This is a genomic window from Agrobacterium fabrum str. C58 (genome assembly GCF_000092025.1).
GTDB classification, from domain to species: Bacteria; Pseudomonadota; Alphaproteobacteria; order Rhizobiales; family Rhizobiaceae; genus Agrobacterium; species Agrobacterium fabrum.
Genome location: NC_003062.2, coordinates 1,908,652 through 1,922,758, shown reverse-complemented (window position 1 = coordinate 1,922,758; position 14,107 = coordinate 1,908,652). Strand labels below are relative to the sequence as shown.

22 protein-coding genes are annotated in these 14,107 nt (G+C 57.5%); 19 read left to right on the top strand and 3 right to left on the bottom strand.

The window, feature by feature from the left end:
- Positions 1–67: 67 nt before the first annotated feature.
- From ATU_RS09555 to ATU_RS09545, 3 genes are all read right to left on the bottom strand, one after another.
- Positions 68–1,153, bottom strand: coding sequence for a helix-turn-helix transcriptional regulator (locus tag ATU_RS09555; protein ID WP_010971966.1), 1,086 nt, complete (start codon positions 1,151–1,153; stop codon positions 68–70).
- Positions 1,154–1,251: 98 nt separating this feature from the next.
- Complete coding sequence (locus ATU_RS09550; protein WP_010971965.1) at positions 1,252–1,602, bottom strand: VOC family protein; 351 nt, start codon at positions 1,600–1,602, stop codon at positions 1,252–1,254.
- An 11-nt stretch (positions 1,603–1,613) separates the two neighbouring features.
- Positions 1,614–1,907: a hypothetical protein gene (locus ATU_RS09545; protein WP_003523731.1), complete on the bottom strand. Its 294-nt coding sequence runs from the start codon at positions 1,905–1,907 to the stop codon at positions 1,614–1,616.
- Positions 1,908–2,434: 527 nt separating this feature from the next.
- Here ATU_RS09545 and rpsL point away from each other — a divergent pair.
- The 19 genes from rpsL (at position 2,435) to rpsN (ending at position 14,102) form a co-directional block, all read left to right on the top strand.
- The gene (rpsL, locus tag ATU_RS09540) at positions 2,435–2,806 is read left to right on the top strand and encodes a 30S ribosomal protein S12 (protein WP_003507760.1); all 372 of its coding nucleotides are present in this window, start codon (positions 2,435–2,437) and stop codon (positions 2,804–2,806) included.
- A 77-nt stretch (positions 2,807–2,883) separates the two neighbouring features.
- Positions 2,884–3,354 carry a 30S ribosomal protein S7 gene (gene rpsG / locus ATU_RS09535; protein WP_003507761.1) on the top strand — a complete coding sequence of 157 codons (471 nt, stop codon included), beginning with the start codon at positions 2,884–2,886 and terminating at the stop codon, positions 3,352–3,354.
- Positions 3,355–3,388: 34 nt separating this feature from the next.
- Positions 3,389–5,488 carry an elongation factor G gene (gene fusA, locus ATU_RS09530; protein ID WP_006316468.1) on the top strand — a complete coding sequence of 700 codons (2,100 nt, stop codon included), beginning with the start codon at positions 3,389–3,391 and terminating at the stop codon, positions 5,486–5,488.
- Positions 5,489–5,554: 66 nt separating this feature from the next.
- Complete coding sequence (gene tuf / locus ATU_RS09525) at positions 5,555–6,730, top strand: elongation factor Tu (RefSeq protein WP_010971964.1); 1,176 nt, start codon at positions 5,555–5,557, stop codon at positions 6,728–6,730.
- A 310-nt stretch (positions 6,731–7,040) separates the two neighbouring features.
- Positions 7,041–7,349 carry a 30S ribosomal protein S10 gene (rpsJ, locus tag ATU_RS09520; RefSeq protein WP_003495158.1) on the top strand — a complete coding sequence of 103 codons (309 nt, stop codon included), beginning with the start codon at positions 7,041–7,043 and terminating at the stop codon, positions 7,347–7,349.
- Positions 7,350–7,517: 168 nt separating this feature from the next.
- Complete coding sequence (gene rplC, locus ATU_RS09515) at positions 7,518–8,159, top strand: 50S ribosomal protein L3 (RefSeq protein ID WP_003507769.1); 642 nt, start codon at positions 7,518–7,520, stop codon at positions 8,157–8,159.
- Positions 8,160–8,171: 12 nt separating this feature from the next.
- Positions 8,172–8,792, top strand: coding sequence for a 50S ribosomal protein L4 (rplD, locus tag ATU_RS09510; RefSeq protein WP_010971963.1), 621 nt, complete (start codon positions 8,172–8,174; stop codon positions 8,790–8,792).
- Positions 8,789–9,082, top strand: coding sequence for a 50S ribosomal protein L23 (locus ATU_RS09505; RefSeq protein WP_006313971.1), 294 nt, complete (start codon positions 8,789–8,791; stop codon positions 9,080–9,082). Before rplD ends, ATU_RS09505 begins: the two co-directional genes overlap by 4 nt.
- 43 nt (positions 9,083–9,125) lie before the next feature.
- A complete protein-coding gene (gene rplB, locus ATU_RS09500) occupies positions 9,126–9,962 on the top strand; it encodes a 50S ribosomal protein L2 (protein ID WP_003507771.1) in 837 nt (278 codons plus the stop codon).
- Positions 9,963–9,977: 15 nt separating this feature from the next.
- A complete protein-coding gene (gene rpsS, locus ATU_RS09495) occupies positions 9,978–10,256 on the top strand; it encodes a 30S ribosomal protein S19 (RefSeq protein ID WP_003507772.1) in 279 nt (92 codons plus the stop codon).
- A 2-nt stretch (positions 10,257–10,258) separates the two neighbouring features.
- On the top strand, positions 10,259–10,648 hold the full coding sequence (gene rplV / locus ATU_RS09490; RefSeq protein ID WP_006313972.1) for a 50S ribosomal protein L22: 390 nt from the start codon (positions 10,259–10,261) through the stop codon (positions 10,646–10,648).
- Positions 10,648–11,379 (top strand): 30S ribosomal protein S3, encoded by a 732-nt coding sequence (gene rpsC / locus ATU_RS09485; protein WP_003495188.1) that lies wholly within the window; start codon positions 10,648–10,650, stop codon positions 11,377–11,379. Before rplV ends, rpsC begins: the two co-directional genes overlap by 1 nt.
- A gap of 38 nt (positions 11,380–11,417) precedes the next feature.
- Complete coding sequence (gene rplP / locus ATU_RS09480) at positions 11,418–11,831, top strand: 50S ribosomal protein L16 (RefSeq protein WP_006313973.1); 414 nt, start codon at positions 11,418–11,420, stop codon at positions 11,829–11,831.
- A 12-nt stretch (positions 11,832–11,843) separates the two neighbouring features.
- Complete coding sequence (gene rpmC, locus ATU_RS09475; RefSeq protein ID WP_003495193.1) at positions 11,844–12,044, top strand: 50S ribosomal protein L29; 201 nt, start codon at positions 11,844–11,846, stop codon at positions 12,042–12,044.
- Positions 12,045–12,055: 11 nt separating this feature from the next.
- Positions 12,056–12,292, top strand: a complete 237-nt coding sequence (gene rpsQ / locus ATU_RS09470) for a 30S ribosomal protein S17 (protein ID WP_006313974.1) — start codon at positions 12,056–12,058, stop codon at positions 12,290–12,292.
- Between the two features lie 234 nt (positions 12,293–12,526).
- On the top strand, positions 12,527–12,895 hold the full coding sequence (gene rplN / locus ATU_RS09465) for a 50S ribosomal protein L14 (protein WP_003495199.1): 369 nt from the start codon (positions 12,527–12,529) through the stop codon (positions 12,893–12,895).
- A gap of 12 nt (positions 12,896–12,907) precedes the next feature.
- Positions 12,908–13,216, top strand: coding sequence for a 50S ribosomal protein L24 (gene rplX, locus ATU_RS09460; RefSeq protein WP_006313975.1), 309 nt, complete (start codon positions 12,908–12,910; stop codon positions 13,214–13,216).
- Entirely contained in the window at positions 13,209–13,763 is a 555-nt protein-coding gene (gene rplE, locus ATU_RS09455) for a 50S ribosomal protein L5 (RefSeq protein WP_006313976.1), read from the top strand. Before rplX ends, rplE begins: the two co-directional genes overlap by 8 nt.
- 33 nt (positions 13,764–13,796) lie before the next feature.
- Complete coding sequence (gene rpsN, locus ATU_RS09450) at positions 13,797–14,102, top strand: 30S ribosomal protein S14 (protein WP_003495202.1); 306 nt, start codon at positions 13,797–13,799, stop codon at positions 14,100–14,102.
- Positions 14,103–14,107: the final 5 nt, after the last annotated feature.

The following is a 14,107-nucleotide window of genomic DNA, read 5'->3' as shown; positions in this document are numbered from 1 at the left end:
AACGCCCGGAGCAATCCGGGCGTTTTTGTTTGTGCGGACCGGCCGGTGCCTTTTGGTGGACTGCGGGTCAACCCTGTTCGCGGATGTTGTAGCGCGTCAGAACGGAAAGCCGTCGAACGAGATCGGCCTGGCCGGTGCTGCCGGTTTTCGCATAGATCGACTTGGCGTTGCTGCGAACCGTTTCGTGGGAGATTTGCAATTGCCTGGCCACGGCGGGGAGTGAAAGCCCCTTCATGATTTCCAGAGCGACGCGGGCTTCGCCCTTAGTGAGGTCGTAGAGGCCTTTCAGCAGCGTGCCTGCGTCGGCGATGGTGCCCATGGGCTGCGATATCAGCACGATGGCGCTGCCATTGGGTGACAGGTCCAGCGCATTCCTGCGCAGGGGTATGACGTGGAGGATGCAGGCTCCGTCCTCACCGCTGGGGAGGGGGAAAGACCCGACAGCGTGCCAGGCGAGCGCCTTATAGAGCAGCCGGTTTGTTCTTTCGTCGGATATGACGATCCTGTCACGGGCGCGGGTGGAAATGGATTTCTGAAGCGACAGAAACAGGTCGTTGGCGGAGAGAATGCGGCCACTTGCCTGTAGCACCGCGGCCGGTGCACCGATGACGTTGAGGCCGAGTGTCATGGCATCGGCCTTCTGCCGTTGCAGCCGGGTTGCGAGCGCGAGGCTGCGGGCGATGTGCGGCCTCAACCCGGCGAGCGCCGCCATGGTTTCCGGCCCGATGACGCCGCTCTCCAGTTTGCGTTCAAAAAGCACCGTCATTTCCGGATGGTCGGGCGGCGCGATCTGCGTGGCTACACCATATCCCAATCCGCGCGGCATCAGGAAATCACGCACGATCGGCAATCCGGCCCATTCATCATGGGTGAAAACGTCGAAATCCTGCACGAAGGAAAATTGTCCCTCACGGATCGCCCGGGTGAGGCGCTCATTGCGGCGGTTCCAGCCGCCTTCCATGAAGGCCTGCATCAGCTCCTGAAAATTGGGCGTATAAAGCCAGGATTCCTCCTCACCCTTGCCCCAGGTGAGGGCGCCACCCCAGAAATCCAGCCGGTGGCCGATGGTGGCAATCACCTTCGCCCAACGATCAGGGAAAAGCGCCGCCTCGTAAATGTCATCGATAATGTCTGCCGACGATATAGTATTCAACCCGTCACCGGAATATTGTGCCGGGATTATCTAAAGCTCATCCTGCGGTATTGTTCAATGGATAAAGCAATAATACTACTGTATTCAAAGTATATAATCTATGCGTGACTTAATATATTAATCAGCTTGCCGAAGGGGTCGCGCAGAAACAACCGTTGCACCCCCCACGCTTCAGTCACGGGTCCGTATTCGATCGGCAGCCCCGCTTTCAGGATCCTGGCATGGACCTCATCGAAGTTGTCGACCTCGATGGAGAGATCCGGCACATCAGTGCCGGACCCACCTTCGCGTGCGAAACTGACCTGAGCGTGTGCTTCGAGCGGGCTGGCATGGGTAACGATCCAGCCGTGATCCATGGCGACGGGCATGCCGAGAATATCGCCGTAGAAGGCCTGCGCCCGCGCGGGCTCGGGCGTTGCGATATTGGCGACGACACGTCTGACCGCCATGGGGCTGTACCTCAGGCGAAGCGGATGATGGCGACTTCGCCTTCGAGCGCGCCCTGATAGGCGGACGCGTGCGGTTCTTCGTCCGGAATCTCGGTCAGCATGCCGATCTGGTCGAGATCGGCTTCGATGAAGCCTTCCTCGGAAAGCGCGTTCAGCGTCTCGCGCACGGCGGTATCGTCATCCGGCGCCCGCAGGATGACGTGGATGTCGATGCCCTCGGAATTGTCGGTCTCGTAAGCCTTGCCGATGACGATGAAGACCATCGGCTCGTCGCGTCCATTATCGTTGTCGGGGAGGGTGCTCATGGCGCGGTTCCTTGATCTTTTGTTGCTGTCTTGCGGGCCGATGGAATCGGTCCCGCGGGCGGCGAAACCGATCCGGCCCGCCCTGAGGGAATCAATAGACGGATTTTATGAAAAGCCAAAGCGCGGAGGTCAAAATCGCTGCCTTCTGCGCTGACTTATGTTAAAGCGCGTTGGAAATGGCCCGGACGTGGGCTTAGCGGCCAAGGGTGGCTGCGCAAAATGTGGATTCACCCTTGACGAAAGCTGGCTAAAACAGTAGTACGCCCGCCATCGGAGCCTCTATCTGTGCTGGCCGTTCGGAAACGTTTTTCCCGAACATCATCTCAAATGAAGCTTCATTGCACGTAGAAGACACGAATGTTGCACGCAAGACGCCTCATCCGGCGTCCTCTGCTCTTGGTGGTCCATCCGTGAAAACGGATCGGGCCACGTTTTGCGCATGAGGATATATGCGTGCATCGTCGCCGGAAACGGCATAGCCGCCACCCGTGAGGGTGGCTAAAGTAGTTTTTGCAAGGGATGGTTATATGCCTACCGTAAACCAGCTGATCCGCAAGCCTCGCCAGGCACAGGTAAAGCGCAACAAGGTTCCTGCTCTTCAGGAAAACCCGCAGAAGCGTGGCGTTTGCACCCGCGTTTACACGACGACCCCGAAGAAGCCGAACTCGGCTCTGCGTAAGGTTGCCAAGATCCGCCTCACCAACGGCTTCGAAGTCATCGGCTACATTCCGGGCGAAGGTCATAACCTTCAGGAACACTCCGTGGTCATGATCCGCGGCGGCCGCGTAAAGGACTTGCCGGGCGTGCGTTACCACATCATCCGTGGTGTTCTCGATACCCAGGGCGTCAAGAACCGCAAGCAGCGCCGCTCCAAGTACGGTGCGAAGCGTCCGAAGTAATTCGGGTTTAACAAATTCCGGCGCTGCGCGAGGTTCTCCGCGTGGTAAAGCGTCAATAACATTGAGAGACAAAGAATATGTCCCGTCGCCATAGTGCAGAAAAGCGTGAGATCAACCCGGACCCGAAGTTCGGCGATCTGGTCGTCACCAAGTTCATGAATGCCATCATGCTTCACGGCAAGAAGTCGGTCGCAGAAAGCATCGTTTACGGCGCGTTCGACGTCGTTCAGGGCAAGACGAAGCAGGAGCCGCTCGGCGTGTTCCACTCCGCCCTCGACAACGTTGCTCCGCACGTTGAAGTGCGTTCGCGCCGCGTTGGTGGTGCTACGTATCAGGTTCCGGTCGATGTTCGTCCCGAGCGCCGTCAGGCTCTCGCCATCCGCTGGCTGATCACTGCTGCTCGCAAGCGTAACGAAACGACCATGGTCGATCGCCTTTCCGGCGAACTCATGGACGCTGCGAACAACCGCGGTTCTGCTGTCAAGAAGCGTGAAGACACGCACAAGATGGCCGACGCTAACCGCGCATTCTCGCATTACCGCTGGTAATCTTAAACGGTCGCATATCGAAAGGCAGTCCATTATGGCTCGCGAATATAAAATCGAAGACTACCGCAATTTCGGTATCATGGCGCATATCGACGCCGGCAAGACCACGACCACCGAGCGTATTCTTTATTACACCGGTAAGTCGCACAAGATCGGCGAAGTCCATGATGGCGCTGCCACGATGGACTGGATGGAGCAGGAGCAGGAGCGTGGTATCACCATCACCTCCGCAGCCACCACGACCTTCTGGAAGGGTCGCGACGGCAAGATGCGCCGCTTCAACATCATCGACACCCCCGGCCACGTTGACTTCACGATTGAAGTCGAGCGTTCGCTGCGTGTTCTCGACGGTGCCATTGCTCTTCTCGATGCCAACGCCGGTGTAGAGCCGCAGACGGAAACCGTCTGGCGTCAGGCTGAGAAGTACAACGTTCCGCGTATGATCTTCTGCAACAAGATGGACAAGACCGGTGCTGACTTCTACCGCTCGGTAGAAATGATCAAGACCCGTCTCGGCGCAACGGCCGTTGTCATGCAGCTGCCGATCGGCGCTGAGACAGAGTTCAAGGGCGTTATCGACCTGATCGAGATGAACGCACTCATCTGGCGCGACGAATCGCTCGGCGCTCAGTGGGACGTCGTCGAAATCCCCGATGACCTGAAGGCCAAGGCTGACGAATATCGCGAAAAGCTGATCGAGACCGTTGTCGAGATCGACGAAGAAGCGATGGAAGACTACCTGAACGGCATCATGCCTGACAACGACAAGATCCGTGCGCTCGTTCGCCGCGGCACCATCGACGTGAAGTTCCACCCGATGTTCTGCGGTACCGCGTTCAAGAACAAGGGCGTTCAGCCGCTTCTCGACGCTGTTGTCGACTACCTGCCTTCTCCGCTGGACATCCCGGCGATCAAGGGCATCGACTTCAAGACCGAAGCCGAAATCGAACGTCATGCCGACGACAGCGAGCCGCTTTCCATGCTCGCGTTCAAGATCATGAACGACCCCTTCGTTGGTTCGCTGACCTTTGCTCGTATCTACTCGGGCAAGCTCGAAAAGGGTACGTCTGTCATCAACACGGTCAAGGACAAGCGCGAGCGCGTCGGCCGTATGCTGCAGATGCATTCCAACAGCCGTGAAGACATCGAAGAAGCCTTTGCCGGCGACATCGTTGCTCTGGCTGGCCTCAAGGAAACCACCACTGGCGATACGCTCTGTGATCCGCTGAAGCCGGTTATCCTCGAGCGCATGGAATTCCCCGAGCCGGTCATCCAGATCGCGATCGAGCCGAAGACCAAGGGCGACCAGGAAAAGATGGGCCTCGCGCTCAACCGTCTGGCTGCCGAAGATCCTTCGTTCCGCGTCAAGACCGACGAAGAGTCCGGTCAGACGATCATCGCAGGCATGGGCGAACTTCACCTCGACATTCTCGTTGACCGTATGCGTCGCGAGTTCAAGGTTGAAGCAACCGTCGGTGCTCCGCAGGTTGCCTACCGCGAAACCATCACGCGTCAGCACGAAGAAGACTACACGCACAAGAAGCAGTCCGGTGGTACCGGTCAGTTCGCTCGCGTGAAGATCATCTTCGAACCGAACCCTGAAGGCGAAGACTTCAAGTTCGAATCCAAGATCGTCGGTGGTGCTGTTCCGAAGGAATACATCCCGGGCGTTCAGAAGGGTATCGAAAGCGTTCTGTCTTCCGGTCCGCTCGCTGGCTTCCCGATGCTGGGCGTCAAGGCAACCCTGATCGACGGCGCATACCACGACGTCGACTCCTCGGTTCTCGCGTTCGAAATCGCATCGCGTGCCTGCTTCCGTGAAGCAGCAAAGAAGGCTGGTGCACAGCTTCTTGAGCCGATGATGAAGGTCGAAGTCGTCACCCCTGAAGATTACGTCGGTGACGTGATCGGCGATCTGAACTCGCGTCGCGGTCAGATCCAGGGTCAGGAATCGCGTGGCATCACCATCGTGATCAGCGCACACGTTCCGCTCGCGAACATGTTCAAGTACGTCGACAACCTGCGCTCCATGTCGCAGGGCCGCGCACAGTACTCGATGACGTTCGATCACTATTCGCCGGTTCCGTCGAACGTGGCGCAGGAAATCCAGGCAAAGTACTCCGGTCAGAAGTGATCGGGGTACGCCCCACCAGAGATTTGAAGATTATTCCCGTCAAGGGACAAGAATGGAGAGCCACTAATGGCAAAGAGCAAGTTTGAGCGCAATAAGCCGCACGTCAACATTGGCACGATCGGTCACGTCGACCACGGCAAGACGTCGTTGACTGCTGCGATCACGAAGTATTTCGGCGAGTTCAAGGCGTATGACCAAATCGACGCCGCTCCTGAGGAAAAGGCCCGTGGTATCACGATTTCGACGGCGCACGTTGAGTATGAGACGCCTGCGCGTCACTACGCCCACGTTGACTGCCCCGGCCACGCCGACTATGTGAAGAACATGATCACCGGTGCTGCCCAGATGGACGGCGCGATCCTGGTTTGCTCGGCTGCCGACGGCCCGATGCCACAGACCCGCGAGCACATCCTGCTTGCCCGTCAGGTTGGCGTTCCGGCCATCGTCGTGTTCCTCAACAAGGTCGACCAGGTTGACGACGCCGAGCTTCTCGAGCTCGTCGAGCTTGAAGTTCGCGAACTTCTGTCGTCCTACGACTTCCCGGGCGACGATATCCCGATCATCAAGGGTTCGGCACTTGCTGCTCTTGAAGATTCTGACAAGAAGATCGGTGAAGACGCGATCCGCGAGCTGATGGCTGCTGTCGACGCCTACATCCCGACGCCTGAGCGTCCGATCGACCAGCCGTTCCTGATGCCGATCGAAGACGTGTTCTCGATCTCGGGTCGTGGTACGGTTGTGACGGGTCGCGTTGAGCGCGGTATCGTCAAGGTTGGTGAAGAAGTCGAAATCGTCGGCATCCGTCCGACCTCGAAGACGACTGTTACCGGCGTTGAAATGTTCCGCAAGCTGCTCGACCAGGGCCAGGCCGGCGACAACATCGGTGCACTCGTTCGCGGCGTTACCCGTGACGGCGTCGAGCGTGGTCAGATCCTGTGCAAGCCGGGTTCGGTCAAGCCGCACAAGAAGTTCATGGCAGAAGCCTACATCCTGACGAAGGAAGAAGGCGGCCGTCATACGCCGTTCTTCACGAACTACCGTCCGCAGTTCTACTTCCGTACGACTGACGTTACCGGTATCGTTTCGCTTCCTGAAGGCACGGAAATGGTTATGCCTGGCGACAACGTCACTGTTGAAGTCGAGCTGATCGTTCCGATCGCGATGGAAGAAAAGCTGCGCTTCGCTATCCGCGAAGGCGGCCGTACCGTCGGCGCCGGCATCGTTGCTTCGATCGTCGAGTAATTTGGACTTTCAAAATTCAGCCCGGCGGCGGTGTCAAGAACACCGTCGCCGGACTTTTAATAAAAAGCCTGGCGGCGTTGCATTTTTAGTGCTTGAAAAATTCGGTGAAAGCGCGTAAACGCGCACTCACACTCACCCGCTGGATTCGCAAGCAATTGCGGAGCGCGGTGTTTTAGCAATACAGACTACTGAAATGATTGGGGTGCAGGGGCATTCCTCTCGATTTTTGAAAATCTGCGGCGCCACGATCAATAGAAGTTCATGTGTTTCCGCGTGCGGAAACGAATAACAAAGAACAAGGACAAGACGAATGACCGGCCAGAATATCCGTATCCGCCTCAAGGCGTTCGATCACCGGATCCTCGATGCCTCTACCCGTGAGATCGTGTCGACCGCAAAGCGCACCGGCGCCAGCGTTCGCGGCCCGGTTCCTCTCCCCACTCGCATCGAAAAGTTTACTGTCAACCGCTCTCCTCACGTTGACAAGAAAAGCCGTGAACAGTTCGAAATGCGGACGCACAAGCGTCTTCTCGATATCGTTGACCCCACCCCGCAGACTGTCGATGCTCTTATGAAGCTCGACCTCGCTGCTGGCGTTGACGTGGAAATCAAGCTCTAAGACCCGGCCCGATCCATCCAAGGTGAGGGCTGAAATAACAAGGAAGGTACGTGGAGCAATCCAACGTCTTCCAAACCGGAGACCGGAAACATCGTGAGATGTCGAAGGGCACTCCTTAACAAAGGCCAGAGAGGGTTTTCCCTTCAAGGCTCGCAAGAGGATGAACCAATGCGTTCAGGTGTGATTGCACAGAAAGTGGGTATGACACGCGTCTATAACGACGCAGGTGAACATATCCCTGTAACAGTATTGCGACTGGATAACGTACAAGTCGTTGCCCAGCGCACGGAAGACAAGAATGGCTACACCGCAGTTCAGCTCGGTGCCGGCCAGTCCAAGGTCAAGAACACGACGAAGGCGCTTCGCGGCCATTTTGCCGCTGCCAATGTCGAACCGAAAGCCAAGCTCGTCGAGTTCCGGGTTTCCCCCGAGAACCTGATCGACATCGGTGCAACACTGACCGCAAATCATTTTCAGTCCGGCCAGCTGGTCGACGTCACTGGAACCACAATCGGTAAAGGTTTTGCCGGTGCTATGAAGCGTCACAACTTCGGTGGTGGCCGCGCTTCGCACGGTAACTCCGTATCGCACCGTGCACACGGTTCGACCGGTAACAACCAGGATCCGGGCCGCGTCTGGAAGGGCAAGCGCATGGCTGGTCATATGGGCCAGACGCGCGTTACGACCCAGAACCTCGAAGTCGTTTCGACTGATGAAGACCGTGGCCTCATCCTGGTAAAGGGTGCAGTTCCCGGTTCGAAGGGTTCCTGGATCATCGTCCGCGACGCCGTCAAGTCGGCTGCGAAGTAAGGGAGCCTTATCATGGAATTGAACGTCAAAACCCTCGAGGGAAAAGACGCCGGCAAGGTTTCTCTGTCGGATGAGATCTTCGGCCTCGACCCCCGCCAGGACATCCTGGCCCGTATGGTTCGCTGGCAGCTTGCAAAGAAGCAGCAGGGAACCCACAAAACCAAGAACCGGTCGGAAGTTTCCCGCACCGGTGCGAAGATGTACAAGCAGAAGGGTACGGGCCGCGCTCGTCACCATTCGGCTCGCGCACCGCAGTTCCGCGGCGGCGGCAAGGCCCACGGCCCGGTCGTTCGCAGCCACGCCCATGACCTTCCCAAGAAGGTTCGTGCGCTCGCTCTGCGTCACGCTTTGTCTGCAAAGCTGAAGGCTGAAGAACTGATCATCGTCGATCAGCTCGTTGCATCCGAAGCAAAGACCAAGGCTCTGCTGGGCAGCTTCGCTTCGCTTGGCCTGACCAACGCTCTCGTTATCGGTGGCGCTGAACTTGATGGCAACTTCAAGCTCGCAGCCCAGAACATCCCGAATGTGGACGTTCTGCCGGTACAGGGCATCAATGTTTACGACATCCTGCGTCGTGGCAAGCTCGTGCTTTCCAAGGCTGCTGTAGAGGCTCTGGAGGAGCGGTTCAAATGACGGATCTTCGCCACTACGATGTGATCGTATCTCCTTCGATCACGGAAAAGTCGACGCTGGTATCCGAACAGAACCAGGTCGTATTCAACGTCGCCAAGACTGCTTCCAAGCCTGAAATCAAGGCTGCTGTGGAAGCTCTCTTCGGTGTCAAAGTCACGGCTGTGAACACGCTTATCCGCAAGGGTAAGACCCGTCGTTTCCGTGGGTTCGCCGGTAAGCTTAAGGACGTCAAGAAAGCCGTCGTTACGCTCGCCGAAGGTCAATCCATCGACGTGTCCACCGGACTCTAAAGGTTAGGCCCAAGCGGGCAAAGACCCAAAAGGGAACAAGAATATGGCATTGAAAAGTTTCAATCCGACCACGCCGAGCCAGCGTCAGCTGGTTATCGTGGACCGCGCTTCGCTCTACAAGGGCAAGCCGGTAAAGGCTCTCACCCAGGGCCTCAGCTCCAAGGGTGGCCGCAACAACCAGGGCCGGATCACCGTCCGTTTCCAGGGTGGCGGTCACAAGCGGACCTATCGTCTGGTAGACTTCAAGCGTCGCAAGTTTGACGTTGAAGGTACCGTTGAACGTCTGGAATACGACCCCAACCGCACCGCGTTCATCGCGCTGGTTACGTATACCGACGGCGAACAGGCTTACATTCTCGCGCCACAGCGTCTCGCTGCTGGTGACAAGGTGATCGCCTCCGACAAGGCAGTGGACGTGAAGCCCGGCAACACCATGCCGCTTCAGTACATTCCGGTCGGTTCGATCATCCACAACGTCGAGATGAAGCCTGGTAAAGGCGGTCAGATTGCCCGCTCCGCCGGTACGTATGTCCAGCTCGTCGGCCGCGATGCCGGTATGGCCATCCTGCGTCTCAACTCGGGCGAACAGCGTCTGGTACACGGCTCGTGCCTTGCATCGATCGGCGCTGTTTCTAACTCGGACCACGGCAACATCAACGACGGCAAGGCCGGTCGTTCCCGTTGGCGCGGCAAGCGTCCGCACGTTCGCGGCGTCGTCATGAACCCGGTCGACCACCCGCACGGTGGTGGTGAAGGTCGCACGTCGGGTGGTCGCCACCCGGTTACTCCGTGGGGCAAGCCCACGAAGGGCAAGCGCACCCGTTCGAACAAGTCGACCGACAAGTTCATCATGCGCTCGCGCCATCAGCGTAAGAAGTAAGAGAGGTAGTCACTAATGGCTCGTTCAGTATGGAAAGGTCCGTTTGTTGACGGCTATCTTCTCACCAAGGCTGAGAAGGTGCGCGAGAGCGGACGTAACGAAGTAATCAAGATCTGGAGCCGTCGCTCCACGATCCTGCCGCAGTTCGTTGGTCTGACGTTTGGCGTCTACAACGGCAGCAAGCATGTGCCCGTCTCGGTCAACGAAGACATGGTCGGACACAAGTTCGGTGAATTCTCTCCGACCCGTACCTATTACGGTCACGGCGCGGACAAGAAGGCAAAGAGGAAGTAATCATGGCGAAGGCTAAGACCGAACGCCGGCTGAAGGACAATGAGGCTCAGGCCATTGCCCGTACGCTCCGCGTCAGCCCCCAGAAACTGAACCTGGTTGCCGCTCTTATCCGTGGCAAGAAGGTTGATCGCGCTCTCGCCGAGCTCGAATTCTCCCGCAAGCGCATTGCAGGCACCGTCAAGAAGACGCTCGAATCTGCAATTGCCAATGCGGAAAACAACCATGATCTCGACGTCGACGCTCTCGTCGTCGCCGAGGCCTATGTTGGCAAGTCCATCACCATGAAGCGTTTCCACGCTCGTGGCCGTGGTCGTGCTTCCCGCATTGAAAAGCCGTTCGCTCACCTCACGATCGTTGTTCGTGAAGTTGAGGAAAAAGGGGAGGCCGCATAATGGGTCAGAAAATCAATCCAATCGGCTTCCGCCTCGGCATCAACCGTACCTGGGATAGCCGCTGGTACGCTGACACCGCTGAATACGGCAAGCTTCTGCATGAAGACCTGAAGATCCGGGCTTACCTGATCAAGGAACTCAAGCAGGCTGGCATCGCCAAGGTCGTCATTGAGCGTCCGCACAAGAAGTGCCGCGTCACGATCCACTCGGCTCGTCCGGGTCTGATCATCGGCAAGAAGGGTGCAGACATCGAGAAGCTTCGCAAGAAGCTTTCCGAGATGACCAACTCCGAAACGCACCTCAACATCGTTGAAGTGCGCAAGCCGGAAATCGACGCTACTCTGGTAGCTCAGTCGATCGCCCAGCAGCTCGAGCGCCGCGTTGCTTTCCGCCGTGCGATGAAGCGCGCTGTTCAGTCCGCAATGCGTCTTGGCGCCGAAGGCATCAAGATCACCTGCGGCGGTCGTCTTGGTGGTGCTGAAATCGCTCGTACCGAATGGTACCGCGAAGGTCGCGTTCCGCTGCACACGCTGCGTGCGGACATCGACTACGGCACGGCCGAAGCTGAAACCGCATTCGGCATCTGCGGCATCAAGGTCTGGATCTTCAAGGGCGAAATCCTTGAGCACGATCCGATGGCTTCTGAGCGTCGCGGTCTCGAAGGCGACGCACAGGGCCCTGCAAGCCGTGAGCGTGGCGATCGTCCCGATCGTCGTCGCGAAAACGCTTGATTGACGCTGGCGAAAGATAAGCTCGGAGAAGTAAGAAAATGTTGCAGCCAAAGCGTACTAAGTACCGTAAGCAGTTCAAGGGACGCATCAAGGGCGTCGCCAAGGGCGGCTTTGACCTGGCATTCGGTGAATTCGGCTTGAAGTCGCAGGAACCGAACCGCGTGAATGCACGCGAGATCGAAGCGGCCCGCCGCGCGATCACGCGTTACATGAAGCGCGCAGGTCGTGTGTGGATCCGCGTATTCCCTGACGTTCCGGTGACGGCAAAGCCGACCGAAGTTCGTATGGGTAAGGGCAAGGGTTCGGTCGAATACTGGGCATGCAAGGTCAAGCCCGGTCGTATGATGTTCGAGATCGACGGTGTTACCGAGGAGATCGCCCGTGAGGCGCTTCGTCTCGGCGCTGCCAAGCTCTCGGTCAAGACGCGCTTCGTACAGCGCATCGCAGAGTAAGGAGCAAGGCACATGAAAGCCGATGAAGTTCGCGGCCTCAGCGCCGACCAGCTCAAGGACAAGCTCGCCGATCTGAAGAAGGAGCAGTTCAACCTGCGCTTCCAGAAGGCGACTGGCCAGCTGGAGAAGTCCTCGCGCATCAACGAAGTCCGCAAGGACATCGCCCGCGTTAAAACCATTGCCCGCCAGAAGGCGGCAGAAGCCAAGGCCTAAGGAAAAATAATATGCCGAAACGCATTCTGCAGGGCGTCGTAGTGTCCGACAAGAACGAGAAGACTGTCGTGGTCCGGGTTGAGCGTCGATTCGCTCACCCGCTCATGCAAAAGACCGTTCGTCGTTCGAAGAAGTACAAGGCACACGACGAGAACAATCAGTATAAGGTCGGCGACGTCGTTTCCATCGAGGAATGCGCACCGATTTCCAAGGACAAGCGCTGGACGGTCGTTGCCGCCCAGGCTTAATTTCATCAGAATCGCGCCAGGTCTCTTGTACTTGGCGCGGAATCCTGTATGAAGCAGCGCAAGGACGCTCGTGACCCGAGCGTCTTTTGCTTTATGCGCACGGAAGGTCCTTTTAGGAAACCACCCTGTCACGACATTTCCGCGCAAAAAAAGATATATTCATAAGCTGGGGCAGGGGGCTCTCTCGAGAGAGTTTGCCCAACCGTTCCAGTAACAACAAGAAGGCGACCTGACATGATTCAGATGCAAACAAACCTCGACGTGGCGGATAATTCCGGCGCACGTCGTGTCATGTGCATCAAGGTGCTGGGCGGCTCGAAGCGCAAATATGCTTCTGTTGGCGACATTATTGTCGTTTCCATCAAGGAAGCTATTCCGCGCGGCCGCGTCAAGAAGGGCGATGTGATGAAGGCGGTTGTCGTGCGCACCGCCAAGGACATCCGCCGCGCTGACGGCAGCGTCATCCGTTTCGATAACAACGCAGCCGTTCTTATCGACAACAAGAAAGAGCCCATCGGCACCCGTATCTTCGGACCGGTTCCGCGCGAACTTCGCGCCAAGAACCACATGAAGATCATCTCGCTGGCTCCGGAAGTACTGTAAGGAGCGTATGCGATGCAGAAAATTCGTAAAGGCGACAATGTTGTCGTATTGACCGGTAAGGACAAGGGCCGTACCGGCGAAGTAATCCAGGTGATGCCGAAAGAAGACCGTGCCGTTGTGCGTGGCGTAAACATGGTGAAGCGTCACCAGCGCCAGACCCAGGCCCAGGAAGCCGGCATCATCAACAAGGAAGCATCCTTGCACATCTCCAACATCGCCATCGTCGACAAGGATGGCAAGCCGACCCGCGTTGGCTTCTCTGTTGTGGATGGCAAGAAGGTCCGCGTGGCCAAGCGTTCGGGAGAAGTGATCGATGGCTGATAAGTACGAGCCGCGTCTCAAGACGGAATACGTTTCCCGTATCCGCGGCGCCATGCAGGAGAAGTTCTCCTACGCGAACGTCATGATGATCCCGAAGCTGGACAAGATCGTCATCAATATGGGCGTTGGCGAAGCAACCGCGGATTCGAAGAAGCCAACGATTGCTGCTGGCGATCTGGCGGCAATTGCCGGCCAGAAGCCTGTCATCACCAAGGCTCGCAATTCGATCGCCGGCTTCAAGGTTCGTGAACACATGCCAATCGGCGCGAAGGTTACCCTTCGTGGCGAGCGCATGTACGAATTTCTTGATCGTCTGATCAACATCGCGCTGCCGCGCGTTCGCGACTTCCGGGGCCTGAACCCCAAGAGCTTTGACGGCCGTGGCAACTTCGCCATGGGCATCAAGGAACACATTGTGTTCCCTGAGATCAACTACGATAAGGTTGATCAGATGTGGGGCATGGACATCATCGTTTGCACGACGGCGACGTCGGACGACGAAGCTCGGGCTCTGCTTACAGAGTTCAACTTCCCGTTCCGTCACTAACCGTAACGACGAGCGTAGAAAAGGAACTCCGATATGGCGAAAACAAGCGCAGTTGAAAAGAACAAGCGCCGCCGCAAGTCGGTCGCCCAGCAGGCTACCAAGCGTGCTGCACTCAAGGCGATCGTGATGAACCAGTCCCTTCCGATCGAAGACCGGTTCAAGGCCACTCTGAAGCTCGCTTCGCTGCCGCGTGACGGCTCGAAGACGCGTATCCGCAACCGCTGCGAAGTAACGGGCCGTCCGCGCGCGTTCTATCGCAAGCTCAAGATGTCGCGTATCGCGCTTCGTGAGCTGGGCAATTCCGGCAAGGTGCCGGGCATTGTCAAGTCGAGCTGGTAAGGAGA